General features: G+C 68.9%; 26 protein-coding genes and 1 tRNA gene. 18 read left to right on the forward strand and 9 right to left on the reverse strand.

Annotation, left to right across the window (positions count from 1 at the left end):
• The first annotated feature begins 91 nt into the window (after window positions 1-91).
• From ABZ573_RS00605 to ABZ573_RS00615, 3 genes are all read left to right on the forward strand, one after another.
• Entirely contained in the window at window positions 92-1,591 is a 1,500-nt protein-coding gene (locus ABZ573_RS00605; protein ID WP_358114313.1) for a SulP family inorganic anion transporter, read from the forward strand.
• A gap of 110 nt (window positions 1,592-1,701) precedes the next feature.
• On the forward strand, window positions 1,702-2,088 hold the full coding sequence (locus ABZ573_RS00610; protein WP_358114316.1) for a MerR family transcriptional regulator: 387 nt from the start codon (window positions 1,702-1,704) through the stop codon (window positions 2,086-2,088).
• Window positions 2,089-2,253: 165 nt separating this feature from the next.
• A complete protein-coding gene (locus ABZ573_RS00615; RefSeq protein WP_327030188.1) occupies window positions 2,254-2,931 on the forward strand; it encodes a hypothetical protein in 678 nt (225 codons plus the stop codon).
• 58 nt (window positions 2,932-2,989) lie between these two features.
• On the opposite strand, the gene ABZ573_RS00620 is transcribed toward ABZ573_RS00615, so the two are convergent.
• Together ABZ573_RS00620 and ABZ573_RS00625 are read right to left on the reverse strand one after the other, a co-directional pair.
• Window positions 2,990-4,012, reverse strand: coding sequence for a zinc-dependent alcohol dehydrogenase family protein (locus ABZ573_RS00620; RefSeq protein ID WP_358114320.1), 1,023 nt, complete (start codon window positions 4,010-4,012; stop codon window positions 2,990-2,992).
• A gap of 95 nt (window positions 4,013-4,107) precedes the next feature.
• Window positions 4,108-4,824, reverse strand: coding sequence for a TetR/AcrR family transcriptional regulator C-terminal domain-containing protein (locus tag ABZ573_RS00625; protein ID WP_358114323.1), 717 nt, complete (start codon window positions 4,822-4,824; stop codon window positions 4,108-4,110).
• Window positions 4,825-4,929: 105 nt separating this feature from the next.
• On the opposite strand from ABZ573_RS00625, the gene ABZ573_RS00630 reads away from it, so the two are divergent.
• From ABZ573_RS00630 to ABZ573_RS00645, 4 genes are all read left to right on the forward strand, one after another.
• On the forward strand, window positions 4,930-5,913 hold the full coding sequence (locus tag ABZ573_RS00630) for an NAD(P)-dependent alcohol dehydrogenase (protein WP_358114326.1): 984 nt from the start codon (window positions 4,930-4,932) through the stop codon (window positions 5,911-5,913).
• 87 nt (window positions 5,914-6,000) lie between these two features.
• Window positions 6,001-6,357: a hypothetical protein gene (locus ABZ573_RS00635; RefSeq protein WP_151452559.1), complete on the forward strand. Its 357-nt coding sequence runs from the start codon at window positions 6,001-6,003 to the stop codon at window positions 6,355-6,357.
• Complete coding sequence (locus ABZ573_RS00640; RefSeq protein WP_151452560.1) at window positions 6,354-6,803, forward strand: MerR family transcriptional regulator; 450 nt, start codon at window positions 6,354-6,356, stop codon at window positions 6,801-6,803. Before ABZ573_RS00635 ends, ABZ573_RS00640 begins: the two co-directional genes overlap by 4 nt.
• A gap of 28 nt (window positions 6,804-6,831) precedes the next feature.
• Window positions 6,832-7,095: a hypothetical protein gene (locus ABZ573_RS00645; RefSeq protein ID WP_358114330.1), complete on the forward strand. Its 264-nt coding sequence runs from the start codon at window positions 6,832-6,834 to the stop codon at window positions 7,093-7,095.
• 101 nt (window positions 7,096-7,196) lie between these two features.
• Here ABZ573_RS00645 and argS read toward each other — a convergent pair whose 3' ends face one another.
• Window positions 7,197-8,915: an arginine--tRNA ligase gene (argS, locus tag ABZ573_RS00650; protein ID WP_358116057.1), complete on the reverse strand. Its 1,719-nt coding sequence runs from the start codon at window positions 8,913-8,915 to the stop codon at window positions 7,197-7,199.
• A 1,048-nt stretch (window positions 8,916-9,963) separates the two neighbouring features.
• On the opposite strand from argS, the gene ABZ573_RS00655 reads away from it, so the two are divergent.
• The 3 genes from ABZ573_RS00655 to ABZ573_RS00665 all read left to right on the forward strand — a co-directional run bounded on the left by ABZ573_RS00655 (window position 9,964) and on the right by ABZ573_RS00665 (window position 12,347).
• Entirely contained in the window at window positions 9,964-10,182 is a 219-nt protein-coding gene (locus ABZ573_RS00655) for a hypothetical protein (RefSeq protein ID WP_358114333.1), read from the forward strand.
• Window positions 10,183-10,463: 281 nt separating this feature from the next.
• Window positions 10,464-10,874, forward strand: coding sequence for a DUF3592 domain-containing protein (locus ABZ573_RS00660; RefSeq protein ID WP_358114336.1), 411 nt, complete (start codon window positions 10,464-10,466; stop codon window positions 10,872-10,874).
• A gap of 750 nt (window positions 10,875-11,624) precedes the next feature.
• Window positions 11,625-12,347 (forward strand): hypothetical protein, encoded by a 723-nt coding sequence (locus ABZ573_RS00665; protein WP_358114339.1) that lies wholly within the window; start codon window positions 11,625-11,627, stop codon window positions 12,345-12,347.
• A gap of 29 nt (window positions 12,348-12,376) precedes the next feature.
• Here ABZ573_RS00665 and ABZ573_RS00670 read toward each other — a convergent pair whose 3' ends face one another.
• The 3 genes from ABZ573_RS00670 to ABZ573_RS00680 form a co-directional block, all read right to left on the reverse strand.
• Window positions 12,377-13,156, reverse strand: coding sequence for a transposase family protein (locus tag ABZ573_RS00670; RefSeq protein WP_311412567.1), 780 nt, complete (start codon window positions 13,154-13,156; stop codon window positions 12,377-12,379).
• Window positions 13,157-13,282: 126 nt separating this feature from the next.
• Entirely contained in the window at window positions 13,283-13,843 is a 561-nt protein-coding gene (locus tag ABZ573_RS00675) for a hypothetical protein (protein WP_358114342.1), read from the reverse strand.
• Window positions 13,844-15,192: 1,349 nt separating this feature from the next.
• Window positions 15,193-15,339, reverse strand: coding sequence for a hypothetical protein (locus ABZ573_RS00680; protein ID WP_358114345.1), 147 nt, complete (start codon window positions 15,337-15,339; stop codon window positions 15,193-15,195).
• Window positions 15,340-15,423: 84 nt separating this feature from the next.
• Between ABZ573_RS00680 and ABZ573_RS00685 the strand changes: the two genes are divergently transcribed.
• The 3 genes from ABZ573_RS00685 (at window position 15,424) to ABZ573_RS00695 (ending at window position 18,310) form a co-directional block, all read left to right on the forward strand.
• The gene (locus ABZ573_RS00685; protein ID WP_358114348.1) at window positions 15,424-15,873 is read left to right on the forward strand and encodes a hypothetical protein; all 450 of its coding nucleotides are present in this window, start codon (window positions 15,424-15,426) and stop codon (window positions 15,871-15,873) included.
• Window positions 15,874-16,126: 253 nt separating this feature from the next.
• Window positions 16,127-17,431: an IS256 family transposase gene (locus tag ABZ573_RS00690; RefSeq protein WP_358114351.1), complete on the forward strand. Its 1,305-nt coding sequence runs from the start codon at window positions 16,127-16,129 to the stop codon at window positions 17,429-17,431.
• 105 nt (window positions 17,432-17,536) lie between these two features.
• Entirely contained in the window at window positions 17,537-18,310 is a 774-nt protein-coding gene (locus tag ABZ573_RS00695) for a hypothetical protein (RefSeq protein WP_358114354.1), read from the forward strand.
• Between the two features lie 239 nt (window positions 18,311-18,549).
• Here the strand turns inward: ABZ573_RS00695 and ABZ573_RS00700 are convergent, their stop codons facing one another.
• The 3 genes from ABZ573_RS00700 to ABZ573_RS00710 all read right to left on the reverse strand — a co-directional run bounded on the left by ABZ573_RS00700 (window position 18,550) and on the right by ABZ573_RS00710 (window position 19,303).
• On the reverse strand, window positions 18,550-18,807 hold the full coding sequence (locus ABZ573_RS00700; RefSeq protein ID WP_358114357.1) for a Txe/YoeB family addiction module toxin: 258 nt from the start codon (window positions 18,805-18,807) through the stop codon (window positions 18,550-18,552).
• Window positions 18,804-19,079 carry a type II toxin-antitoxin system prevent-host-death family antitoxin gene (locus tag ABZ573_RS00705; protein ID WP_358114360.1) on the reverse strand — a complete coding sequence of 92 codons (276 nt, stop codon included), beginning with the start codon at window positions 19,077-19,079 and terminating at the stop codon, window positions 18,804-18,806. The genes ABZ573_RS00700 and ABZ573_RS00705 overlap by 4 nt, the downstream gene beginning before the upstream one ends.
• 152 nt (window positions 19,080-19,231) lie before the next feature.
• Window positions 19,232-19,303, reverse strand: a tRNA-Lys gene (locus ABZ573_RS00710).
• 524 nt (window positions 19,304-19,827) lie between these two features.
• Here ABZ573_RS00710 and ABZ573_RS00715 point away from each other — a divergent pair.
• The 5 genes from ABZ573_RS00715 (at window position 19,828) to ABZ573_RS00735 (ending at window position 26,207) form a co-directional block, all read left to right on the forward strand.
• Complete coding sequence (locus ABZ573_RS00715) at window positions 19,828-20,973, forward strand: ROK family transcriptional regulator (protein ID WP_358114363.1); 1,146 nt, start codon at window positions 19,828-19,830, stop codon at window positions 20,971-20,973.
• A 73-nt stretch (window positions 20,974-21,046) separates the two neighbouring features.
• Window positions 21,047-22,567, forward strand: coding sequence for an ABC transporter substrate-binding protein (locus ABZ573_RS00720; RefSeq protein ID WP_358114366.1), 1,521 nt, complete (start codon window positions 21,047-21,049; stop codon window positions 22,565-22,567).
• Window positions 22,568-22,648: 81 nt separating this feature from the next.
• Window positions 22,649-23,590 carry an ABC transporter permease gene (locus ABZ573_RS00725; RefSeq protein WP_151452571.1) on the forward strand — a complete coding sequence of 314 codons (942 nt, stop codon included), beginning with the start codon at window positions 22,649-22,651 and terminating at the stop codon, window positions 23,588-23,590.
• The gene (locus ABZ573_RS00730) at window positions 23,587-25,368 is read left to right on the forward strand and encodes a dipeptide/oligopeptide/nickel ABC transporter permease/ATP-binding protein (RefSeq protein ID WP_151452572.1); all 1,782 of its coding nucleotides are present in this window, start codon (window positions 23,587-23,589) and stop codon (window positions 25,366-25,368) included. Before ABZ573_RS00725 ends, ABZ573_RS00730 begins: the two co-directional genes overlap by 4 nt.
• The gene (locus ABZ573_RS00735) at window positions 25,365-26,207 is read left to right on the forward strand and encodes an ATP-binding cassette domain-containing protein (RefSeq protein WP_151452573.1); all 843 of its coding nucleotides are present in this window, start codon (window positions 25,365-25,367) and stop codon (window positions 26,205-26,207) included. The genes ABZ573_RS00730 and ABZ573_RS00735 overlap by 4 nt, the downstream gene beginning before the upstream one ends.
• Window positions 26,208-26,220 lie beyond the last annotated feature (13 nt).

The raw sequence follows: 26,220 nt of genomic DNA on the forward strand, positions 1-26,220 counted from the left end.
ACGGCGCTCCTGCATCCGTACGCGATGCGACCCCGACCGACCCGTCTCCGCCGGGTGGGCGTGGTGCGCGCCCCCGAGTGGAAATGGCTGTATGTCCTCTGTGTCGTCCCTGGTCGGCCGCCCGCGCCTGCCCCGCCCGTCCTGGCTGTCGCCGAGGGTGTTCCGCACCGAGGTCCTCGCCGGCCTGGTCGTCGCCCTGGCGCTGATCCCGGAGGCGATCTCCTTCTCGATCCTGGCCGGGGTCGATCCCCGGGTGGGCCTCTTCGCCTCGTTCACGATGGCGGTGACCATCGCGATCTGCGGCGGGCGGCCGGCGATGATCTCCGCCGCCACCGGCGCGGTCGCCCTGGTCGTGGCGCCCCTCGCCAAGGAGCACGGCCTCGACCACCTCGTGGCAGCGGTGATCCTCGGCGGCGCGATCCAGATCCTGCTGGCGGTGCTCGGGGTGGCGAAGCTGATGCGGTTCATCCCGCGCAGCGTGATGGTCGGCTTCGTCAACGCCCTGGCCATCCTGATCTTCGTCGCCCAGGTGCCGCACCTGATCGGGGTGCCGTGGCTGGTGTACCCGCTCGCGGCGGTCGCGCTGGCGATCATGGTGGGGCTGCCCCGCCTCACCCGGGCCGTCCCGGCGCCGCTGGTCGCCATCGTGGTGCTGACCGTGGTCACGGTGACCACCCACGCGACGGTGCCGACCGTCGGCGACGAGGGGGCCCTGCCGGACAGCCTGCCCACGCTCGGCCTGCCGCAGGTCCCCTGGACCATGGACACCCTGACCCTGATCGCCCCGTACGCCCTGGGCATCGCGCTGGTCGGGCTGATGGAGTCGTTGATGACCGCGAAGCTGGTCGACGACATCACCGACACCCCCTCCAGCAAGACCCGGGAGTCGTGGGGGCAGGGGGTGGCGAACATCGTCACCGGGTTCTTCGGCGGCATGGGCGGCTGCGCGATGATCGGTCAGACGATGATCAACGTGAAGGCGTCCGGCGCCCGTACGCGGCTGTCGACCTTCCTGGCCGGCGTCTTCCTGCTGATCCTGGTGGTCGCGCTCGGCGACGTGGTCGCGGTGATCCCGATGGCCGCCCTGGTCGCCGTGATGGTCATTGTCGCGGTGTCGACGTTCGACTGGCACTCGGTCGCCCCGGCCACGCTCAGGCGGATGCCGTACGGCGAGACGATCGTCATGGTGACCACCGTCGTCACCACGCTGGCCACCCACAACCTCGCCGTCGGCGTCGTCGCCGGCGTGCTCACCGCGATGGTCGTCTTCGCCCGGCGGGTCGCCCACCTGGTGGAGGTGACAAGCGTCCTCGACCCCGACGGGACGACCCGGATCTACTCGGTGCACGGCGAGCTGTTCTTCGCCTCCAGCAACGACCTGGTCGGGCAGTTCGACTACGCCAACGATCCCGACAGCGTGGTCATCGACATGACGCACGCCCACGTCTGGGACGCCTCCTCCGTGGCCGCCCTCGACGCCGTCACCACCAGGTACGCCGCCCGCGGCAAGACCGTGGAGATAGTCGAGCTGAACCGCCCCAGCGCGGAGATCCACGGCACCCTCGCCGGCCGGCTCGGCGTCGGCCACTGATGGCCCCCGACCGCCGTACGGCCGGGCCGGCACCCGCCCCCGGCCCGGCTGCCGAGTCCGCCCCCGGCCCGGCTTCGGCGCCCGCCACCAGCCCGGTCGGAGGGCGGCTGATGCAGATCGGCGAGGTTGCCGAGCGGGTCGGGTTGAGCATCCGCACCATCCGGCACTACGAGGACGTCGGCCTGATCGTCCCGTCGGCCCGCAGCGACGGGGGCTTCCGCCTCTACACCGCACCCGACCTCGACCGGCTCGCCGTGGTCAAGCGAATGAAGCCGCTCGGCTTCACCCTCGACGAGATGCGCGACCTGCTCGGCATCCTCGACGCCCTCGACACGGCCGAGGGCGCCGACCGGGTCGCCCTGCTCGACCGGCTCGGCATGTTCCACACCGCCGCCACCGCACGCGTCAGCGCGCTGCGTGACCAGCTCGCCACGGCCGAGGGCTTCGCCGGCACGCTCCGCGACAGGCTCGACCAGCACGGCGGTCCGTCCACCTGAGCCGGTTGCCGGCCCCGGGGGCGGGAGTGGCGACGCGGGCAGCTTCCCTTGCTGCCCGATCCGGCTGGCCCTCGTCGCTCCACTGAGGACGGTCTGCCATCCGCCGGCTGCCGGCCGTGGCGGAGGCGCACTACGCTCCGGGCCACACAAGGAGAGGGAAGATCAATGCGTAGGACCCTGCTGCCCGTCGCGGCACTCGCCCTGGTGGCGGCGCTGAGCGGATGCGTCACGATCAACACGCCGGCGGACGACCTGGACCCGGCCGCCTCGGCGCAGCCGACAGGCAGCACCGTCAGCGTGAACGACGAGACAGCGGACCCGGACAAGCCGGCGCCCTCGGCCGTACCCGACACGTCCGGAGCGCCCGCCACGCTCAAGGCGCTCACCTGCGCGCAGCTCAAGACCGCCGTGCTCGGTAACGGATCCGAGCGGTACAACGGCTACCCGGATCCGATCCCGCTGGTCGACGGCATGTGGTCCGGGGAGGACGGCACGGTCGTCCACATGCAACAGCCGTGCGCCGTCGGCGACCTGACCGGCGACGACGCGGCCGACGCGGTGGTCCCGGTGCTGATGGACGGCGGCGGGACCGGCAAGTTCTGGCAGATCGTGATGTACGGCAACATCGACGGTAAGCCCGTCTACGTCACCATGGTCGACATCGGCGACCGTACGCCTGTCGAGTCGGTCTCGATCACGTCGCGCCGGGCGACGGTGGTCTACCTGACCCGCCCCGAGGACGCGTCCTCGGCGGAGGTCGCCGTGCGGCGTACGGCCGTCTACGAACTCAGCGGCAGCCGGCTCGTCGAGATCAGCCACACGGACGCGCCGTACACCCCCTGAGCGGTCGGCCCCACGCGGTGGGCCGTTCCGGCGCGGAACGGCCCACCGGTCCAGTTGCTCAGGGATTGAGCAGGACCTTGATGGCCCGGCGCTCGTCCATGGCCCGGTACCCCTCGGCGGCCTGGTCGAGGGGGAGGGTGAGGTCGAAGACCCGGCCGGGGTCGATCTCACGCTTGTAGATCAGGTCGATCAGCTCGGGCAGGAAGCGACGCACCGGGGCGGGGCCGCCGTGCAGGTGCACGTGGGAGAAGAACAGCTCCTCGCCGGGCAGTTCGACGCCGTGGGCCACGCCGACGTAGCCGACGTGCCCTCCCGCCCGGGTGGAGCGGATGGCCTGCAACATCGACTCCTGGGTGCCGACCGCCTCGATGACCGAGTGCGCGCCGAGGCCGTCGGTCAGGTCCTTGATCCGGGCCACGCCGTCGTCGCCGCGCTCGGTGACGATGTCGGTGGCGCCGTAGTGGGTCGCCAGCTTCTGGCGGGGCTCGTGCCGGCTGACCGCGATGACGCGTTCCGCGCCGAGCTGCCGGGCCGCCAGCACGGCGAGCAGACCCACCGCACCGTCGCCGACGACCGCGACGGTCTTGCCCGGGCCCACCTCGGCGGCCACCGCGCCGAACCAGCCGGTGCCGAGCACGTCGGAGGCCGCGAGCAGGGCCGGGACCAGGTCGTCGGGAGGGGGGTCGGGCGTGGCGACCAGGGTGCCGTCGGCCAGCGGTACGCGCAGGTACTCCGCCTGGGAACCCAGCCCGCCCACCGGCTCCCGATGGACGCACGAGGACTGGTAGCCCGCGCGGCAGATGGGGCAGGTGTTGTCGGAGGCGAAGAAGGAGCCGACGACGAACTGGCCGGGCTTGATCTCCCTGACCTCGCTGCCGACCTCCTGGACGACGCCGACGTACTCGTGGCCCATGGGGGACGGCCCGTGGACCGTCTCGATGCCGCGATACGGCCACAGGTCCGAACCGCAGACGCAGGTGGCGGACAGGCGGATGATCGCGTCGGTCGGGAGGAGGATCCGCGGATCCTCGCGCTCCTCCACCCGTACGTCGCGGGGGGCGTGCAGGACGACACCACGCATCAGGCTCTTCCCTTCGGTCCGGTCCAGCTGCGACGAGACGGCTCACCTCCCGGCTTACCCAGTCCGGGCGTGGGCTTGCCGGCGTGAGGCGGGAACTACCGGGCCCGGCGCGACGACGTCCAGTTCTGCTGTCGGAGCCGTTCGATGCCGTCCAGCAGCAGGTCCAGCGCGAACTCGAACTCGAACTGGTCGTCGCAGCCCTGTCCCACGACCGACGCGTCGTCGTGGGAGGCGGCCGTGGAGATCTCCGCGAGGTGCGGGAACCGGGCCGCGACCTCCGGCGGGAAGGCCTGCGGTGGGTCTGAGCTGGCCGTGCCGGAGCGGCCGGCGCGCCGGGAGGCGTCGAACAGCTCCTGACTGAAGCCCAGGATCCGGCTGCCCATCGCGTGCATCACGTGGTGGGCGAGGTCGGCGGAGAACCCGCCGGCCCGGAGGGTCCCGACCATCGAGTCGAGGTATGCGAGGACGGCCGGCGTCGCCATGTTCCGCGACTCGATCGCGAGCGGCGCCCAGGGGTGGCGCCGCAGCACCTGCCGCGCCGAGAGGATGCGGCTGCGGACGGCGTGCTTCCAGTCTGCGTCGGGCACCGGCGGGTCGATCTCGCCGACGACGACGTCGATCATGCCGTCGAGCAGTTCGTCCTTGTTGGCCACGTGCTTGTAGAGGGCCATCGGCACGACGCCCAGATCCTGGGCGAGGTTGCGCATGCTGAGGGACTCGATCCCGGCCCCGTCGGCGAGCGCGACGGCGGCGTGCAGGATCCGGTCCCTGCTCAGCGGCGTCCGGCGCAGCGTCTCAGCCTGCTCAGCCATCTCGGTCCTCGTCTTCTGGCGGCGGTTGAAACCATAACCGCCTTGACCGGTGTACGCCGTACACCTACATTTGGGTGTACGGCGTACACCTAGGGAGGGTGAAAGATGAAGGCGATAGTTCAGGACCGGTACGGCCCGCCGGAGACGCTCACGCTCGCGGACGTCGACGTGCCGGTGCCCGCCCCCGACGAGGTGCTCGTGCGGGTCGAGGCCGCCGCGCTCAACGCGTACGACTGGCATGCCATGCGTGGCGATCCGCGGATGGCGCGGTTGGCGATGGGCCGGACGCGGCCCCGCGCGCGCATCCGGGGCCGCGACTTCGCCGGCCGGGTCGAGGCCGTCGGCAGCCACGTCCGACAGGTGCGCCCGGGCGACGCCGTCTTCGGCGACCTCGGCGACGCCAACGGCGCGTTCGCCGAGTACGTGTGCGTGCCCGCGACCCTGGTCGCGCCGAAGCCGGCGAACCTGACCCCGCAGCAGGCCGCCGCGCTGCCGCTGGCCGGGGTCACCGCGCTCATGGGGCTGCGCGACGTCGGGCGGGTCGAGCCCGGCCACCGCGTCCTCGTCAACGGCGCCTCCGGCGGCGTCGGCACCCTGGCCGTCCAACTGGCCAAGGCGCTCGGCGCGACCGTGACCGCAGTGTGCAGCACCCGCAACGTCGACCTGGTCCGCTCTCTCGGCGCCGACCACGTCGTCGACTACACCCGCGACGACTTCACCCGCGGCGACCGCCGTCACGACGTCGTGTTCGACCTGGTCGGCAACCGCTCACTCACCGCGCTCCGGCGGGCGCTGACCCCCACCGGGACGCTGGTGCTCTCCGGCGGCGGCGTGTACGGCGGCGGCAGCCTCGTCGGGCCGGTCTGGCTCCTCGCGCGCGGACGGCTGCTGGCGCCCCTCGTCCGCCAGCGCATCGTCACCCTCACCGCGACGCCCAGCCGCCAACACCTCGACACGCTCCGCGCCCACGCCGAGGCCGGCCGCCTCACCCCGGTCATCGACCGGACCTATCCGCTGCGCGAGGTGCCCCAGGCCGTCCGGTACCTCGAAGGTGAACACGCGCGGGCGAAGGTGGTCATCACCCTCTGAACTGCTGCGTTCTTCCGGGCTTGCAGATCGCCCGGGACAACCGTCAGGCTTGCATCCGGTACCTGGGTACAGGCTTACCGTCGGGGTATGAGTGACCACCAGAGCACGACGGACGGCGCCTGGGCGCCGGATTCCTGCACCCTGCCGACGGCCGAACGGCCACTGCGAGTCGCTGAGTTCGACCAGTTCTTCGCCGCCGCCGTACGGGGCGTCGACCGGCCGTCGGCACAGCATCTGCGGTTGCAGCTCGACGGCTCTGCGCAGGTCGAGGAGACGGCCCGGGACCTGACGGCCCGTGAGTCGTCCTGCTGCTCGTTCTTCGCCTTCGACCTCTCCCGCTCCGGCCCGGATGCGCTGGCGTTGGACGTCCGGGTACCGGCCGCACACGTCGACGTGCTCGATGCCCTCGCCGACCGGGCGGTATCCGTTCGGGATCAGGGATGACCGGGTCGGGACTGCGCAGCGGCCAACTGGCCGACGCGGCCGGGGTCAACCAGCAGACGCTGCGCTACTACGAGCGCCGGGGCCTGCTCGCCTCACCACGGCGGTCGCCAGGCGGGCACCGGCTCTACCCGGCCGAGTCAGTCACCCTGCTGCGGGTCATCAAGACCGCGCAACGCCTCGGCTTCACCCTCAACGAGGTTGCCGACCTGCTCGACGCCGGCCGGCACCAGCACGACCGTCGACCCGACAGCGGCCTCCAGGCACGGGCCAGGGAGAAGCTCATCGAGGTGGAGCAGAAGCTCGCTGACCTCACCATCATCCGTGACACCCTGCGGGCCGCCATCTCAGCCGGCTGCGACGACCTGGTCGCCTGCGCCGGAAGCTCCTGCTGCCCCCTGCCCTTCGCTGGACTGGTCGAGAGGACCGATCGTGCCGACACCTGCTGACCGGCTCCGCCGCCTACTCCCCTCCGGAATGACGGGACTCGCGGGAGCCGCCTGCGCTGCCTGCTGCGTGCTGCCGCTCCTGCTCGCCGCCGGGATCCTCGGTGGTGCCGGCTGGGCCGCGGTCAACCGCTTCCTTCCCGGCGCCGCCGTCGCCCTGGCCGTGCTCGCCGGCCTGTCCTGGTGGTGGGCCACCAAACGCCGCCACGCCACCGGCTGCGTAGGCGGCACCTGCTCCTGCGGCCAACCCGACCAGCACGACCGCGAGGTGATCACGCTACGGGCCGACGCATGACGGTTGCCGGACCGGGACGCGAATCGCTGGCTCTGCCTCGCGAACACGGCGGCTTCGAGGTCGAGTGGGTTCGCCCGAAAGATGCGGCCACCCAGTTCCGATCACATGCGTTCGGGAGTCCTGATGCCGAGCAGGTACAACCCCTGCCGGAGCACCCGGGCGGTGAGGTCGCAGAGCGCCAGCCGGCTCTCCCGGACCGGCTCGTCGGCGCGCAGCACCGGGCAGCGCTCGTAGAACGCGCTGAACGCGACAGCCAGCCGGTACAGGTATCCGGACAGGTGGTGGAACTCCAGGCTGTCCGCCACCTGACCGACCACCGTCCCGAAGCCGACCAGCTCGAAGGCGAGCGCCCGTTCGACCGGATCGGCCAGCGAGATCGGCGCCTCCGGCCGGGCCGCCACCCCGGCCCGCCGGAAGATCGACCGGATCCGCGAGTACGCGTACTGGAGGTAGGGCGCGGTGTTGCCGTCCAGCGACAGCATCCGCTCCCAGTCGAGCACGTAGTCCTTGTGCCGGTCGCTGGACAGGTCGGCGTACTTGATCGCGCCGATGCCGACCGCCCGGCCCACCTCGGCCGCCTCCACCTCGCCCAGGTCCGGGTTCCGCTCCCGGGCCAGCGCCGTAGCCCGGACGATCGCCTCCTCCAGCAGCCCGACCAGCTTCACCGAGCCGCCGGCCCGGCTGCGCAGCATCCGCCCGTCCGGCCCGAGGATCGAGCCGAACCCGACGTGCTCGGCCCGGGCCGGCGGGGCCAGCCAGCCGGCCTGCGTGGCTGCGGCGTACACCATCTCGAAGTGCCGCCGCTGCGGCAGGCCGACCACGTAGAGCAACCGGGTCGCGGCCAGCGTGCCGGTGCGGTGCCGGATCGCCGCCAGGTCGGTTGCCGGATAGCCGTACCCGCCGTCGGACTTGCGGACGATCAGCGGCAGCGGCTCGCCGTCCCGGCCCACTGAGCCGGGCGGAAACACGCAGGCTGCCCCCTCGCTCTCCCGCAGCAGCCCCAGGCGGTCCAGCTCCTCGGTCACCAGTTCGAGTAGGTCGTTGTAGCTGCTCTCACCGTGGAAGTCCCGCTCGGTGAGGGTCACGTCGAGCAGGTCGTAGACGGTCATGAAGTACCGCTCGGACTGCTCCACCAGCAACCGCCACAGCCGCAGCGTCGCCGGATCGCCGCTCTGCAGAGCCACCACCCGCCGCCGGGACCGCTCCCGGAACGCCTCATCCGCGTCGAACGTGACCCGGGCCGTCTTGTAGAACGAGTCCAGGTCACCCATGGACAGCTCGCGCGCCGCCTCGGCCCCGCCCAGGTCGACCAGGTGCTCGATCAGCATGCCGAACGGCGTACCCCAGTCACCCAGGTGGTTGGCCCGCAGCACCCGGTGCCCCAGCCACTCCAGCAGCCGGGCCGCCGCGTCGCCGATCACCGTCGACCGCAGGTGCCCGACGTGCATCTCCTTCGCCACGTTCGGCGCCGAGTAGTCGACCACCACCGTCTCCGGTTCGACGGCCACCGGCACCCCGAGCCGCGGGTCGGTGGCCAGCGCGGAGACCAGCCCGCCCAGGGCTTCGTCGGCGATGGTCAGGTTGAGAAAGCCCGGCCCGGAGACCTCCGCCGCGCTGCACAGATCGGCCAGCTCCGCGAGGTCCAGCACCTCGGCGGCGATCGCGCGCGGCGGCCGCCCGAGCCGCCGGGCCAGCGCCAGCGCCGCGTCGGACTGGAAGTCCGCGCGCTGGGAGCGCCGCACGACCGGATCCACCGGCCCGCCGGCCACCGTCGCGAACGCCGGCGCCAGCCGGTCGGCCAGCAGTTTTTCAAGGTCCATGGGTACGCCGATCTCGCTCGGATCCGCCGCGCGGATCACCGGATGGGATGCGGGCGGACCGAGGACGATCGACGATGACCGGCGGCTCGATCCGCCGGTCGCAGGAGAAGAAGACTCAGCGCAGGCGGTCGCGGAACCGCCGGCGTCGCCGCGCGCCGATCTGGACGTCGGTGGACGTCATCGGGTACGCGGGCGAGCTGGTCATGGCAGCAGCCTAACCGGCCGGTCCGGGGGTTGCGCAACGCCGTTCCCTCAGCGAGCGGGCACACCTGGAATCGTCAGGCCGTAGTGGCGGACAGCCGGGCATAGGCCGCGGGTGACCACGGGCTGCGCGTGAGGCTGGGGCGTTGCTCGGGCTCCATGCTCATTCGCACCCGTCCACCCATAAGGTGGCGTCTCTGCATGGGCTCGTTTGCCCGTCGCCGTTCAGGGTCGTTGCTGTCGGCAGCCGTACGTCCAACCCAGTGCGAGCCTCGTCGCGGAGAGCGGTCACAAGCCGTTCGCTTGACCGGACCTGCGCATACTGAGAGCAGCGGCAGGCTCACGGACTGTCAATCGGGCTTATGGTCGATCAATAGACGGAGGCCGACATGCGTTGGCTCATGATTCTCATCATCGCGTTGGTGGTCGTTGCAGCGGTCTGGCTGTGGCGCCGTTCCCAGAAGGCCTCACTCGACATCGACGGCCAGGTTCGTAACCGGCAGGCGTCGACTGAAGCCCGCAGGCGCCTTGACGAACACCGCAACCCGAGTGACGGTAGCCCCGGCAGCGGCGCCGGTGGGGTCGGTGGTGTCTGGGGCGGGTAAGGCATGTCCTTGGCTGCTCTGCGCACTCAGTCCGGCCCGTCCGCGCACGTCTCTGACGTCGGGCGTTGATCCGTCGCCGGCTCGCTTCGGCTCTCACCGTTTAGCCCTGTTGCTGTCACCGTTGCTGTCGACAGCAACAAGGCTGACTGCTCCGGTGTAATGCGGATGCAGGGCACTGACTCGTGCCCTGGGGCGCCCCACGGTGCAGACGGCCGCGTTCGAACCGCTGGCAGACTGCCGTCATGTCGTCTGAACCGGAATCGTGGACCATCAAGCACTTCTCGCAGGGCAACCCAGCCGGCCCCGGCCAGGACAGCGTCCCGGCGCTGCTACGCCGAATCGCAGACAGCATCGAACAACGGCCCGGCACCGAGGTCCAGGACGTCGTATTGCACAACGAGGTCAACGCCGACGGTGACTGGTGGTCGGCCACGGTCTACTTCCATGAACCGTCGGTCTAGCAGAGTCCGGCGTACAGGTCGACTCGTTCGCCGCCCACCAGGTCAGCCGCAAGCACATCGCGGCTGATCTGCCGTTTCTTCGGGCGATCCCGGTCGTCGTTGGTCATTCCTGTTCGACGTTTGACGACCTGGTGACGGCACCGACGGCCCGGTGACGGCCCACAGCCAAGCCTGGGCAGCCGGTAGGCGGTTATGACTCCATTGACTGCACCAGCCTCGTTGCTGACCGGTTCTAGAGTCCGGCCATGGACCGTCGACGGCCAAGCCGAACCTTTCTGCGGGTGTTCTCCATGTTCGGTCTCGTCTTTGCGATTGCGCTTACAGTGCTCGGCACATGGTCAGCCGCAGACGAACGCCGGGGATCAGAGGCAGAGGCCGACGTGCTGGACGTCGAACATCACGGGACGAGAACATTCCTGACAGTCCAGTTCACCACAAACCGTGGCGAGATGTGTGAATCAAGCCTTCGCGTTACGGTCGATGCCAACCGGGCTGTGAGTGCCGGTCAGCGCATCCGTGTCCACTACACCAAGAGCGACCCTTGCCTGAGAGTGCGCGAGGTTGGCGATCAATCCGAGTGGGTCATGGTCCTCATCGCGGTGGTGCTTCTGATCACCTTCGCCATTCTGACCTATGTCGTGTGGCGCCGGCCCCGACCTCCGCTTCCACTCCGATACGCGGGCATGCCGTGATGAGTCGGACGAGGTCGGTTTGACCCGGACCCACCGGCAGACGTTGAAGCGGAATTCAGATGAAGCCTTCCGTGACCTGCGCTAGCCTGACCGGCACACTGGCCACGCCCCATCTCGCGCCCACGGCATTGGTCGCTACTTGCCGACGTTCCACGCTGTCTTGTGCCCTGTGTGTGCCCCGGAAGCTGGCAGTTGATGCTCGGGGCGCCGGCGCCTCCTGGCACCCCGGATGCCGGCTCCCGTCAACGCACCACCGACCGCGCACAAGGTTGGAGCAGACAAGGGCCAGCTTCGTTCGGGCACATACGCCAAGGTCATGGCGAGTGCAGTGACGGCCATCAGTGCACCGACTGCCGCCAAGAGCAGGTACAAACGGCGTCGCCTACGCATCGGGCCAGTAGAGCATGGGCGGGCAACCCTCAGGGCGTGTGGCTGACTCCATGCCCCCAGGCAACCAGCACCGCCACGTGAGCTGCTGTTCCCTAGTCCTTGACCTGGGGGCGCGGTCCGCCATCGTCCGTGCGTGTCCAATGGCGTCCGCCCCGATCGCCACTCGGCTAGTCACCCAGCCGGCACCATCATCAAAGAATGAGCCTTTTCCATCCTGGCGGCGCAGGTGGCTGGCGATCACTGTCGCCTTGCGGCGGAATTGGGGAGCACAACGTGCAGGGGCGAGTTCACTGGCTCCAGCCTTGGGCCTCCGGCGAGCCGTGCATGGCCGCGTGTGACGTCGTGGCAGAAAATAGACGGGTGACGAAGACCTTTGTTGCGCGGCAAGCGGCAGACAGCTCACCTGCACTGCACTACTACGTAGTTCACGACGGCGCCGGCGGGCCGGAGGGCCTGCTGGTTGAGGAGTTCCTGCTCGCGGCGGACTACTCCTCGGCGGGGCTGGTGAGCGGCGGCTGGAGTCGAGAGGAGGGCCAGTGGCGCGACGCTTCGTCCATCAGTCGGCGCTTACGCGTTGACGCCGCGCTGCGGGCCCGAGTGACGCCCGTGGGCCGGGCAGCGGCGGCGGCGTTCTACTGGGATCTCTGCGGTGCCGATCTGCCGGACGAGCCTGAGCTCCGGGCGTGCTTCGGTGGCCTCCCCGCGCAGGCACCGTGTGCCTTGCGGCTGAGCGGTCCCGAGGCCAGGTCGGGATTTCGCGAGACGCGCGTCTATAGGATTCTCTTCGCCGATGAGTTGACCCAGGACGCCCTTGCGGCACTGAGCGAGGCGTGGCAGATGCCGGTCACCGGCGACCTCGCGGATCCCGAGGTGCGCGTTTTGGGTGCGGTGCGTCGCCAGGTTGCCGGCGACGCCTTCCGCTGGGATCTGCGGCGGGTGGCCGCAGGTGCCGCGTGGGGGCTGGACGTGACGTGCGATCTGGTGGGGGAACGTGACGAGGCGGTCGGCGTGCTGCTGCGCGGTCTGACGACGCAGATGCGGCAGCAGGGACTGATCCCCGTTACCGTCGACCGATTTCGCTGAACGTTCTGGCTCCCGTTTGCTCGGCTCTGTTACGGCCAACGGTTCGCCTCGACGTGGTGCAGGACGAGGATGGCCTGCACGATCGGGGTGGCTCGCCGGGGGCAGCAGCGCAGCTTGTTCAGGATCTTCCACGTCTTGAGGGTGGCGATCGCGCGTTCGCCGCGGGCGCGGATCTTTGCGTGGGCGCGGTTGACGGCCCTCTGCCGGCGTGACAGCTTCGGTCGGAAGCGGCGCCGCTTGAACGGGGTGCGGAGGCTGCCGCGGGCTCCTTGGTAGCCCTTATCGGCGAAGGTCATCACGTCTGCCCTGGTCAACGCGTCGATGATGCCGTTGGTTCGGGCTGCGGTCAGGTCGTGGACCGCACCGGGCAGCGCTGGCGAAGCCCAGACAAGTCGGCCAGCGGCATCCGCGATCACCTGCACGTTCACGCCGTGGCGCTTGTGTTTCCCGGAGTAGTACGGCCGCTGGTCGGCGACCCGGTCGATCGTAATCAGGGTGCCGTCCAGGATTGCGTACGCCAGTCGGCGGATCCGTTGGATGGCGGTGGCCAGGCCGTCGGCTGCCGACCTGAGCAGGGCTATTGCTTCCTGCACGTAGCGCCAAGCGGTGGCGACGCCGATCCGGAAGCCGGCCGCGAGTCGGGTGTAGGTGTCGCCGTTGCGCAGGTGAGCGAGAGCCAGCAGCGCCTGCCGGCCGGGGTCGAGGCGTCGCCACCGGGATCGGCGCTGCTTGCGGTGGCCGCGGATGCGTTCGGCGAGGTGGTTCAGGGTGCGGCTGGACAACGGAATCGTGGCGGGGTAGGACAGCATGGCGAGGCTCCCGGTCGGGGCTTCGAGTCTTGGTCGACAGCTGTCCTACCTGGAGCCTCGCACCCATCGATCACCGGGCCTGCCACACCCATCCTGAGCTGCAAGATGAGCTTGGAAAAGGCTCAATCAGGACGCTAGACTTCGTAGACGGTCTGCGATTACGAAGGCTGCGTCGTCCGAGCCCTGACGCACCCTTGTGCCGGTTATAGCGTCGGCCAACGCGACCAACTCCTCCGGTGGCAGGCTGTTCACTCCTCGTACGGGCAGTTTCACCTGGAATTCCGGGTTCGGAGTAGCGACCAGCAGCGACATGACGCCTCGCCTTGGGTCATCCTCCGTGTCGATATTCGCCGTAGACAGGTCCACCCACCGCGTCCGGAGCCACAGGCGCTCACCGAGCAACGTCCCGTCCAGCCACGCTCCATACGAAATCACAGCGACCATTGCCAAGCTGACCGCTCCTACGATGTAGGCCCCCAAGAAGAACCATGCAGAGACGAACAGGTGAGGTAGAAGCGAGCCCCACACGTCGATCGGGCTCTCCGTAAGCGACTCAAAGATCAGGTCAAAGGGCACCCAGAGCAGGAACCCTCCCACGACGATAAACGGCAAACTGAACCCGAACGCCCTGGCCTTCCTAGCTGCACCGGCACCCACCGACAGCCGAACCTTCGAACGTTGTCGCATGCCCGCCGATCCTATCTCCGTAGAACCACAGCACTGTCTGCCGTCGACCCGCCGCCTCGGGAGTAGGCCGCCGCCCGGCCCGCCACATCAAGCGGACCTTGACGCACGTACGGACGCTGCCGAAGCCGACTGAGTCGGCTCTCGTATCACGGACCGCGCCCCCGGCGGACACCGCCACAGTGGCGCAGTTGACCCAACCTCGCCCCGCACGGACCCGGCTCCGGGGGTCGGCGCTGGCCACCGACGGCCACCCCCGTCGTCGACTCCTTGACCCCGAGGTGACGACCCAGCAGACATCTCCGAGTGGGAGAACAGCGAGTCACATCAAGAAGCCAGCTACTTGCCCGCCGCCGACGGCGAGGCCATCATCAGACGGCTTGCTCGCCGCTACCTAGAGGAGCGCTAGCCGACTGGGCGAGCACCGTCAGTTTGGAAGGTGCCTTGAACTGCACACAGTGCCCCATGGCAGGGACGGCCGACCTGATGGGTTAGTGGTACGCCGTGGCAGGCCGCCGTCACGGTTTCGGTCGATCACTGCACATCACCCTGGCAAGTGTTCGGCATCGATTGCCATCTAGCATCACCTCGTGGTTCCAACTAGCACGAACTCAGCTGGCGGGCTGCCGCCTCGGCGTCTCCCGCTGGGAGTCAACATCGCAAGCGCATTGTTGGTTCTTCAGGCATCGTTGCTAATACTCGCGGCGATTTCCGCCATATATGCCCAAGGGGCATCAAAGATGCCGTAAACGACGCAGCGGGTCGTTCCGGCGTCCCAGTAGACAGCAGTTCGGTCGCACTCAAGGCGTCCTACTTCCATTTCGAAGCTCGGCTCACCCTGTGGTATTCACTCTTCTTCGCGCCTGCATTGGTTGGCGTCGCGTTGTGGGTTAGGACGGGTCAACAGAGTGCGAGAGTAGTCGCCCTCGCGACGAGCCTGCTTAGCGTGCTTTGCTGTTGCGGTTCCGGGGGGAGGCTATGGCTATCTGACGAACCAACAGAGATTGATGAAGCACTTCCGGCCGCATTCGGTCAAATGTATCCAGCATGGGTCGAACTGGGTAAGACTGGGCTAGTAGTGTCCTTTATGCCTGCCTTTATCGCGGCAGCCGCACTGGTCTTCAGCGGGCGTACGGTTGCCCGCACCTCCTCAGGATCGAACCAATGACCTCTTCGGTGTGAACGCGGGTATGGGCCCACCGGGGTGTGTCATCCGCTGGCGTCTCGTACCGTCGAGCACGGTTGCCGCACCGCCTGCCGTGGTGCTTCGCCGAATGTTGCCGATAGATCCGCTGCCTCCTCGCTGCCCAGCCTTCCGCTGAGCGCTACCTCTCGCTTGCGACCGCCGCCGGTCAGCTGGTCGCACGGCTGGGCCGAACCACAACGCGTCGAAACGACGCGTCAGCAGCCACGGCATCCTCGTCATCGCCGGCCAGAAAATCCACGTCGGCATCGGCCACGCCGGTCGAACCCTCACCGTCGAAGACCACCAAGCCCATCGCCCGTTGCGAGGTCCGCAAGCCCGAGCCTCCACGACAACGTCGGATAGCCTGCACCGACCGCGACGACCACGGAGCCCAACCATGAAGCTGCCGCCCGGAGCCACCGGCTTCAACCCGCCACCCGGCGCCCAAGCGGACCTCAGGGCCTTCACCGCCGTCTGCCACCACGCCGCCCGAGCCATCGACGCCACCGTCACCGACGTCACCCCCGCCGGCGTCACACCGAACTTCCACACGGTCGACATCGCTGACGCCCATGACCACATCGCGGTGCTGCGGCACACCACCCTGCCGTTCATCGCCTTCGCCCGCCCCCACGTCAACGGCGACGTCATGGTGACGTTCGTCGACCACCCCGACCTCGCCGCCGCCCTCACCACCCTGACCGACGCCCAGGCCCTCACCGCCGAGCAGTTGCAGACCGCACTGTCACAGGTCGACCTGAACGCCCTCAGCCGGCATGAACACGACCAGATCAACTACTGGAAACCGACCACAGTCGGCGAGCTGCTGTTTAACTTCTGGGACTGAACAGCAGTAGCCTGAGACAGCGAACAACCAAGATCGTCTAGCCGGACGTGTCACGGATCAAGTGACAGCGATCCGTAACGCATCAAGTGGAGCCCGACATTGAGTGCGCCGGAGGCTCGTACCCGTTGCGTAACGGCATAGCTGGCGGCTGCCGCCGCTGTCACGACCAGTAGGGTCGGCGGCGTGTTCAATGATCAACCCAGGAGGGACTGTAAAACGAACGGTGTAACTCCTGATCAAGGAGCAGCACCTGATGACGGATGTCGTGGTCACCGAGGTCGATACTGGCCAGGTGGCGAAGCGTGGACCGGCGCGGCCGGCAGGAGACGGTGTCGACGATCAGCTCGTCGCCCAGGTGGTGGAACAGGCCCGTGCGGCGGGTCTGCAGCTCACCGGCGAGGGCGGGCTGCTGCAGCAGCTGACCAAGCGGGTCCTGGAAGCCGCTCTCGACGGTGAGATCACCGACCACCTGGGCTATGACAAGGGCGACCCAGCCGGGAACAACGGTGGGAACTCCCGCAACGGGGTGCGGGGCAAGACGGTGCTGACCGAGGTCGGTCCGGTGCAGATCGAGGTGCCCCGCGACCGCGACGGCACGTTCGAGCCGCAGATCGTGCGTAAGCGTCAGCGCCGGTTGTCTGGGGTCGAGGACATGGTGATCTCGCTGTCGGCCAAGGGATTGACGACCGGGGAGATCCAGGCCCACCTGGCCGAGGTGTATGGCGCGGACGTGTCCCGGCAGACGATCTCCACGATCACCGACAAGGTCGTTGACGGGATGACCGAGTGGCAGAACCGGCCCCTCGACCCGGTCTACCCGGTGATCTTCCTCGACGCGGTGCACGTGAAGATCCGCGATGGGAAGGTCGCGAACAGGCCGATCTACGTGGCCCTGGCCGTCACGGTCGACGGCAACCGGGACATCCTCGGGCTCTGGGCCGGTGACGGCGGTGAGGGCGCGAAGTTCTGGCTCAGCGTCCTCACCGAGCTGAAGAACCGTGGCGTCGCGGACGCGTGCATGGTGGTCTGCGACGGACTCAAGGGTCTACCGGACGCGATCGGGCAGACCTGGCCCGAAGCAGTCGTGCAGACCTGCATCATCCCCTTGCTGCGGGCGTCGTTCCGCTACGCCGGACGGCAGCACTGGGACGCCATCGCCAAGGCCCTCAAGCCGGTCTACACGGCGGCGACCGAAGCCTCCGCCCGCGAACGCTTCGCCGAGTTCACGCAGGCGTGGGGCACAAAGTATCCGGCCATCATCCGGTTGTGGGAGCAGGCGTGGGCGGAGTTCGTGCCGTTCCTGGCCTTTGACGCCGAGATCCGCACCGTCATCTGCTCCACCAACGCCATCGAGTCCGTCAACGCCCGGATCCGCCGAGCCGTCCGGGCCCGCGGCCACTTCCCCAACGAGGGCGCCGCCCTCAAGTGCGTCTATCTCGCCGTGATGAGCCTCGACCCGACCGGGCAGGGCCGCCGGCGGTGGACCATGCGCTGGAAACCCGCCCTGAACGCCTTCGATATGGTCTTCGAAGGCCGCCTGACCGCAGGCCGCAAGTAACCCTCAACAACCCGAGTTACACCGTTCGTTTGACAGACCCACCCAGGACGTCGAACGATGACGCCACCTGCCCGGCGGCGGGTTCTCAGGCGTAGGGGAAGCAGCATGGCTTGGGAGATCATTACGGTGTGTCTCGATCCCGTGGACCGCCGCGAGATCGACGTCGCTCTGGCCGCGGCGATGCGGCCGTACGACCGGGATGCCCCGCAGTACCCGGACGATGAGTGGGGTGGGCGGTGGGACCGCTACCGGATCTGTTCGCCCGCGGGGATCCCCGTCGTTCGAGGGTATGAGAACGATCCGCGGCTGGTGCGCGGCGACTCGTCCAAGGACACGGGCCCGGGTTTTTGCGACGGTGGGCCGCGAGCGCTGCTCGATCTCAGGGCTGTCCGCACTGCGGCCGCCGAGGCGGCCGGTCGGGAGTGGGACGAGTGGCAGCAGATGGCGGCCGCCTTTCCACCGGCGCGCCCTCTCATCCACTTCGTTGAGAGTTCGGCGGAACCCCACGACTACTTCGGGCGCGAGGCATGGCAGGCCTATCACTCGCAGCCGCTCCTCGCGGCCGTGGCGAACAGATACGGCTTTACCACCGCGCCGTTTCAGCGGATCGGTAACTGGGGTGACGATCCCGTCGTCTCGTTCGGCCTGGCTCGGGTCGATTTTATGGCTTTGCGTGCTCGCGAAGCGCTGGCGACCGACGGCCTGCTGACGCTCTCGGGTGAGTGGCTCGCCCCCGATCTAATGGGCAGCAGCGCACCGGGCCTTGCTGGCCAGCTTGACAACCTACGACTTCGCCGTGAATACCTGCACTTCACGGACCTCTATCTGATGGAGCTACCACCCGACGCGATGCTACTGCACGTGCACATCCACTGCTGATCCAGGACAAATATCAGCCGCTGCGGATTGTCTGCGACGGGCCGTCGGGGCGGCGGGCTGAACATGCCGCCCGGTGGGCGTGTGGTGCGAAGCTCGGTCCGGCATGTCCAGCCGGGGTGTGGTGACTCCCTGACACCGGCAACATCGCCGATCTCGGTGTTCCCCTACTGACAAAGCGTCCGCTCACTGCGCAGACGCTCGTCTTCGTGGTCAGATGCACGCGCTTCCAGTCCGGTCCGCTACCTGTCGCCGTAGTGGTAGCGGCAGGCGATGATCTCGACGGCGTCCTTGGTGATCCGATAGACCAGCCGGTGTTCGCGATCGATCCGGCGGGACCAGAAGCCGGACAGCTCTCCCCGCAGGGGCTCCGGCTTGCCGATGCCCTCATATCCGTTGCGCATCACGTCCACGATGAGGTCGTTGATGCGCTTGACCAACTTGCGGTCGGTGTGGCTGAGGTACTGGTTCCAGGCCGTCGCGGTGAAGACCAGCCTCACGCGACGTCCCGCACGGTGGCCGGGTCGACCAGGTCCCGCTCGACCGCGTCACCCTCCTCAAGCTCCGCGATCGAGCGGCGCAGGGCTGCGGCGTTGGCCGGGTTGCGAAGGAGGTACTCGGTCTCCTTCATCGCCTCGTACTCCGCAAGCGGCACGATGACCACCGGTTCGTGGCCCGACCGGGTCACCACCACTTCCTCCGCGTCGTTGATGACGCTGTCGAGTTCGGCGGCCAGGTTCTGCCGTAGTTGGGTGAAGTTCACGGTCCGCATGACCACCTCCGGTGGTAGGTACAGAAAACTGTACCTCGGGTGGGCCTGCGTTTCGTCCCTGGTCGACCTGGCGGGGGATCCACGGGTGCTGCTGTATCGGTCCCGATCACGGCGAAAGCGGCCCCAGTCGGGGCCGCTGACCTGCGGAGGAGTGGGCCGCCAGGGACTCGAACCCTGAACCTATGGATTAAAAGTCCACAGCTCTGCCATTGAGCTAGCGGCCCGCGCGCTCAGGTTACCGGAAGGCGGCCGGTTGCGACTCTCGGCTTTCGTGCCGTAGGCGGAACCGGCAGCTCAGGCGAGGAGCGCCCGTCCGCGACGGCGCTTCCGGGCGTACAGGAGGAATCAGGCCGGGCGGCGCGGAGGCCGCCGGAAGGTCAACTGCCCGGCCCTCGGGGGGGGATTTGATCTAGGCAGGCGGGGGCCGGTCGTGGTCCGACGATCGATCCTGAAGAAGGCTGGCGAGCCTCCGGTCGGACCTTATCGGAGAGCCGGCGCCCATGGTGTCCCTCCTCGTCGCCGTGTCGGCTCGCCGGCGTGCTGTCAGGCCCGTCCAGCGCCGTGGTCGGCGGCTCTACCAGGGGTGTTAACTGGCCGAAGCCGCCGCGAAAAGCGGGCCATGGGAATGTAACAACTTGGGAACAACGCGAGCCGCGTTCTTGTCCGCAGTTTGTTAGCCGCCTGTACTAACCGGGTGACCTGCATTGATGAGACGGGAACCACACCGCCGGAGCCCCAGGACCGCCCGGTGGGGACCCTGCGGCGAGACCGGGTTCCGGCCCGGGTCCGCTCCGGCGAGAAGGTGCTCCCGGAGCAGGCCCGCGTGCACAACCGCGAGTTGCTGCTGCGCACGCTGTACCGGGAAGGGCCGCACAGCCGGGCGGATCTGGCGCGACGCACGGGGCTGACGAGGGTCTCGGTCTCGGACGTCGTGAGCGACCTCCTCGCGGACGACCTCGTGGTCGAGGTCGGTACGCGGGCGGGGACGCGGCCCGGGAAGCCGGCCATGATGCTCGAGTTCAACGAGCACGCCTGCCAGTCGGTCGCCGTGGACCTGAGCCACTCGACGCTCTACCGGGGGGCCGTGCTCGACCTCGGCGGCTCGGTGGTGGCTCGCCATCAGGTCGAGATCGAGGGCAGCACCGGAGCCGACGCGTTGGCGAAGGTCGTCGGTCTCGTCGGGGCGTTGCGCGAACAGGTGACGGCGCCGCTGCTCGGCATCGGCATCGGCATCCCGGGGATCGTGGACCTCGGTGGCGTCGTCCTCAGCGCACCCAACCTGGGCTGGAAGGACCTCAACCTCCGGTCGGTGCTGGCCGAGCAGTTCGGCTGCCCCGTGGTCGTGTCGAACGACGCCAACGCGACCGCGCTCGCCGAGCGTAGTTACGGCGAGAGCGCGGCGGACACCCTCCTCGTCCGGGTCGGTGTCGGTGTGGGGGCGGGTCTGCTGCTCGGCGGCACGCCCGTCCTGGGCAGCAGGTTCGCGGCCGGCGAGATCGGCCACGTGGTCGTGGACACCGGCAGCGAGCGGGCCTGTGTCTGTGGAAAGTTCGGCTGCCTCGAGACCTGGCTGTCGACCCGGCGCATCCAGGAAGACCTCTCGGAAGCGCGTACCGACGCGGTGCACACCCGGGTCCTCGCCGCCGCGGGCGAGGCACTCGGTTCGGTGCTGGCCCCGATCGTGGCCGCCATCAACGTCTCGGAAATCGTCCTCAGCGGGCCGCACCGGGTGCTGGAAGGACCGCTGGCCGCCGCGGCGATGGAAACCATCCGACAGCGCGCCCTGACCGAGGTCCACGGCGACATCGTGCTGCGGCTCTCGGAGCTCGGCGACGACATCGTCCTGCGCGGCGCGACCGCCATGGTCATGAGCCAACAACTCGGGATCGCCTGATCCGCTGATCCGATCCCCGTCACTTACAGCGACGCCGACCGGCGCTGGCTTTGCAGCAATAGAAGGGAACACGGTGCAACTGACACGCACGCTGACGGCAGCGTTTGCCGTTGTCGCTCTCGCCCTCGCCGGTTGTAGCGGTGGCGGGCAGGCGAATGAAGCAGGCTCGTCCCAGCTCGTCCTGGGCAACAACGGTGACCTGCTGACCTGGGACCCCGCCGAGATGAAGGAAGGCGCGGTCATCCACTACGCGGAGGCCGTCTACGACCCGCTGCTCCGCAAGACGTCCGAGTCGAAGATCGAGGGCAACCTGGCCACCTCGTACGAGTACAACGCCGACCTCACCGAGCTCACCCTGAAGCTGCGCGACGGTGTCACCTTCAGTGACGGCGCCGCCTTCGACGCCGACGTGGTGAAGGTCAACCTCGAGGCGCGCAAGAAGGGGGCGGGCAGCGCCTCCGAGGGGGCCCGGGCGATCGAGCGCGTCGAGGCCGTGGACAAGGCCACGGTGCGCCTGCACCTCAGCGAGCCCAGCCCCGGTCTCCTGGCCGCCCTGGCGACGTACACGGGGTACATGGCGAGCCCCAAGGCGCTCAGCGCGGGCACCATCGCCTCGAACCCGGTGGGCTCCGGGCCCTACACGTACGACGCGGGCGCTTCCGAGAAGGGCGTCAAGTACACGTTCAAGGCGCGCGACGGCTACTGGAACCGCGAGGCGTTCCCCTTCGAGAACGTCGTGATCCGCCCGTACGAGGAGTTCACCGCCCGGTACAACGCGCTCGCCACCGGCCAGATCCAGTTCATGTACGGCACCCCCGACATGGTGCCGAAGGCCAAGACCGACGGGCTCACCGTCAAGACGGTGCCCGGCGAGTGGCAGGGCATCATCCTCCAGGACCGCGCCGGCAAGGCGTCGGCGGCACTCGGCGACGTGCGGGTGCGGCAGGCGATCAACCACGCGCTCGACCGCAAGGCCATCCTCGAGACCCACTACGGCGGCTTCGGCCAGGTCTCCACGCAGACCTTCAACCCGTCCAGCGAGGCGTGGGTGCCGGAGCTGAACGCGCGTTACCCGTACGACCCGGCGAAGGCGCGCGAGCTGCTGGCCTCGGCGGGCTACGGCAGCGGCTTCAAGATCAAGGTCTCGTACAGCGAGGGCTTCATGTCTCCGCTGGTGCCGATCGTCACCCAGTACCTGGGCGACGTGGGCATCACGGTCGAGCAGGTGCCGGTCAACGGCTTCGCCAACGGCGGGCTGGAGACCCTGAAGGGCCAGCCGGCCTTCATGCTCTCGTTCTCCACGAACATCCCGGCGTGGACGGACGTGCTGAACAAGCTCACCCCGACGTCGCTGTGGAACAACTTCAAGTACACCGACGAGACCGTCACCCGGCTGCTCAAGGAGATCCCGGCCGCGCAGGGTGACAAGCAGGCCGCCCTCTACAAGGAGCTGAACACCCACCTCGTCGAGCAGGCCTGGTTCGCGCCGATCGTCACGCAGGAGAACGTCTACCTGTTCAAGTCCGACATCGACGTGACCATGCAGCAGGCGCAGCTCATGCCGAGCCTCCGCTTCTTCGCCCCGGCGAAGTAACCGCCGATCGACCCCGGATGGGTCGGGCAACGGTCCGGCCCATCCGGTGGATCACTACAGCTCATCTAGGAGGTAGCAGGCATGCTGGGCTTCATCGGTCGGCGGTTGGCCACGGGCCTGCTGCTGGCGTTCTCCGTCGTGACGGGGATGTTCTTCTTCCTCATGCTCACCGGCTCCGATCCGGCCCGGGGCGCGCTCGGCCTCTACGCCACGGAGGAACAGGTCGCGGTCAAGCGGGAGCAGCTCGGCCTCGACCGGCCGCTCGTCGAGCAGTACCTGAGCTGGCTGGGCGGGGTCGTACGCGGTGACCTGGGGGTCTCGTCCGCGCAGAACACCGACGTGAGCGACCTCATCGTGACGAGGCTGCCGGTCACCGTCTCCCTGGCGTTGGGCGCCGTCCTGGTGGCCGCCGTCCTCGGCGTCGTGCTCGGACTGCTCGCGGCGACCCGACCCGGGACGTTCGACCGCGTGCTCCAGGTGTTCATGGTGTTCGGCTTCAGCCTGCCGAACTTCTGGGTCGCGATCATCCTGGCCCTGGTCTTCGCCGTGCAGCTGGGCTGGTTCCCCGCCACGGGCTACGTGCACCTGAACGACTCACCCGGCGGTTGGCTCTGGTCCATCACCCTGCCGATCGTCGCGCTGTCGATCGGTTCGATCGCCGCCATCGCCCAGCAGTTGCGGAACTCCGTGATCACCGTCAACAGCCAGGACTACGTCCGTACGCTGCGCAGCCGGGGCCTCTCGCAGCGCGAGATCCTGCTCACCCACGTCCTGCGCAACGCGGCTCCGCCGGCGCTGACGATGCTCTCCCTCCAGTTCATCGCGGCGATGAGCGGCGCCGCCATCATCGAGCGTGTGTTCGGCCTCCAGGGCATCGGCGCCGTCGCCATCAACGCCTCGGGCAACAGCGACATCCCCGTCATCATGGGCGTCCTGCTCTTCACCGTGCTCGTCGTCGTACTCGTCAATCTCGCGGTCGACATTCTCTACGCCGCACTGAACCCGAAGGTACGGAACGCATGAGCGCCGACGTGACGCCCCGCGCGGGCCTGACAGCCAGGAGATTCCGCTCGTTCCTGCGTAACCCCATGGGCGTGGTGGCGGGCGGCGTCCTGCTGGCCATCGTCGCGGCGAGCATCCTCGCGCCGCTGCTCGCCCCGCAGGACCCGAACCTGGTGGTGCTCTCGGAGGCGCTCCGCCCGCCGAGCGGCGACCACCCGCTCGGCACGGACGGCAACGGGCGGGACATCCTCAGCCGCCTCCTGTGGGGCGGCCGGGTGAGCCTCCAGGCGGGCGCGATCATGGTCGCCGTCGCCCTCCTGTGCGGGATTCCCGCAGGTCTGCTCGCCGGCTACCGCGCGAAGCGGTTCGACGGGGTGTCGAGCTGGATCTTCAACATGCTGATGTCCCTGCCGGAGATCCTCATCATCATCGTGGTGATCGCCTCCCTCGGCAGCGGCCTCGCCCCGACGATGATCACCCTTGGCGTGCTGGCGTCGCCGGACATCTTCCGGCTGACCCGGAGCGCCGTGATCGCGGTGCGCGAGGAGCTCTACCTCGACGCCGCCCGCGTCGCGGGGCTCTCCGACCTGCGCATCATCTTCCGCCACGTGCTCTCCGTGGTGCTGGGGCCGGTCCTCGTGCGGTCCTCGTTCATCTTCGGCATGGCGATCATCGTCCAGTCCGGCCTGGAGTTCCTCGGCTTCGGCGACCCGCAGCGCCCCAGCTGGGGTGGCGAGCTCAGCAACGCCTTCCAGAACTTCCACCGCGCGCCCGAGCTGGTCATCGCGCCCGGCGTCGCCATCGGCCTCACGGTCATGGCACTCGTGCTCTTCGGCACGGCCCTGGCGGATTCGCTGGGGGTCAGCCGCAAACCCAAGGCCAAGCGGGCCGCGCGGTCCGCCGGCCGGGACGACCTGACGGTCGTCCAGGGCGAAGCCGACCGTACGCCCGCGACCGCCCTCCCCGCGGACACCCTGCTCCGCGTCGAGGACCTGTCGGTGCGGTACGTGGCCGAGGACGGAGCCACCAAGGACGTGGTGCGGGGCGTGTCGCTGCACGTCGCGCGGGGAGAGGTGCTCGGCCTGGTCGGGGAGTCCGGCTCCGGGAAGTCCCAGACGTCCTTCGCGATCCTCGGACTCCTGCCACCCGACGCCTCCGTGTCCGCCCGGCACCTCTCCCTCGACGGGCGGTCCCTGATCGGGCTGCGCGAGGGCGAGTTGCAGAAGCTGCGCGGGCCGCAGATGGCCTACGTGCCGCAGGAGCCGATGTCCAACCTGGACCCGTCCTTCACCGTCGGCGCCCAGCTGACGAAGCCGATGCGGCGCAAGCTCAACCTGTCCAGGAAGGCCGCGCACGAGCGGGCCCTGCACCTGCTCGAACGCGTCGGCATTCCCGACCCCGCCCGCACGCTCGCCGCCTACCCCCATCAGCTCAGCGGAGGAATGGCACAGCGGGTGCTCATCGCGGGCGCCGTCTCCTGCGATCCCGAGCTGCTCATCGCGGACGAGCCGACCACCGCCCTCGACGTCACGGTCCAGGTGGAGGTCCTCGAACTCCTCCGCGACCTGCAACGGGAACGCAACATGGGCCTCATCCTGGTCACCCACAACCTGGGTGTGGTCGCCGACCTCTGCGACCGGGTCGCGGTGATGCGGGACGGCCTCGTCGTCGAGCAGCAACCCGTCGCCGAACTCTTCGCCAACCCGCAGCACGAGTACACCCGCATGCTCTTGGACGCGACCCTGGAGGACGCCCCTCCCCGGCGGTCGCGCGACGACCTTCAGGAGGTGCAGTCATGAGCACCCGCAACGATTCCGACGCTCCGCTGCTCGACGTCCGCGACGTCAACGTCGTCTATCGCGGGTCCCGGTGGCGCAGTCCGTCCTTCCACGCGCTGCACGACGTCTCGATGCAGATCCGGGCGGGAGAGACGGTCGGCCTGGTCGGCGAGTCCGGCTCGGGAAAGACGACCCTGGGCCGCGCGCTCCTGGGGCTCGCCCCGATCAGCGCCGGCACGGTCACGTTCGACGGCGCCGACATCACCCACGCGAACCGGCGCGCCCGCCGGGCCCTGAGCCGGGACATCCAGGTCGTCTTCCAGGATCCGTACTCGTCGCTCAACCCGGCGATGTCCGTGGAGAGCATCCTCGCCGAGCCGCTCAGGGCGCAGGGGGTGCCCGGGGCCGAAGCCTCCGCGCGGATCGGTCAGCTGCTGGGCCAGATCGGCCTGGAAGCCGACGCCGGGTTGCGGTACCCGCGCGAGTTCTCCGGCGGGCAACGGCAGCGGATCGCCATCGCCCGCGCCCTCGCGCTGAAGCCCCGACTCATCGTCTGCGACGAACCGGTCAGCGCTCTCGACCTCTCCACCCAGGCACGCATCCTCGACCTGCTCATCGACATCCAGGAGCAGACCGGCGTCGCGTACCTCTTCATCTCCCACGACCTGTCGGTGGTCCGCTACATCTGCCACCGGGTCGCGGTCATGCTCAAGGGCCGCATCGTGGAGACCGGTGACGGTGACACCGTCACGTCACGACCGAGCCATGCGTACACGAATCGGCTGCTCATGGCGTCGCCCATCCCTGACCCGGCGCGGCAGGCGGAACGCCGCCGCCAGTACGCCGCGCTCTCCTCCTGACCCCGCCAACCCC

The sequence above is a fragment of the Micromonospora sp. NPDC007220 genome, from assembly GCF_040634035.1.
Classification (GTDB): Bacteria; Actinomycetota; Actinomycetes; order Mycobacteriales; family Micromonosporaceae; genus Micromonospora; species Micromonospora reichwaldensis.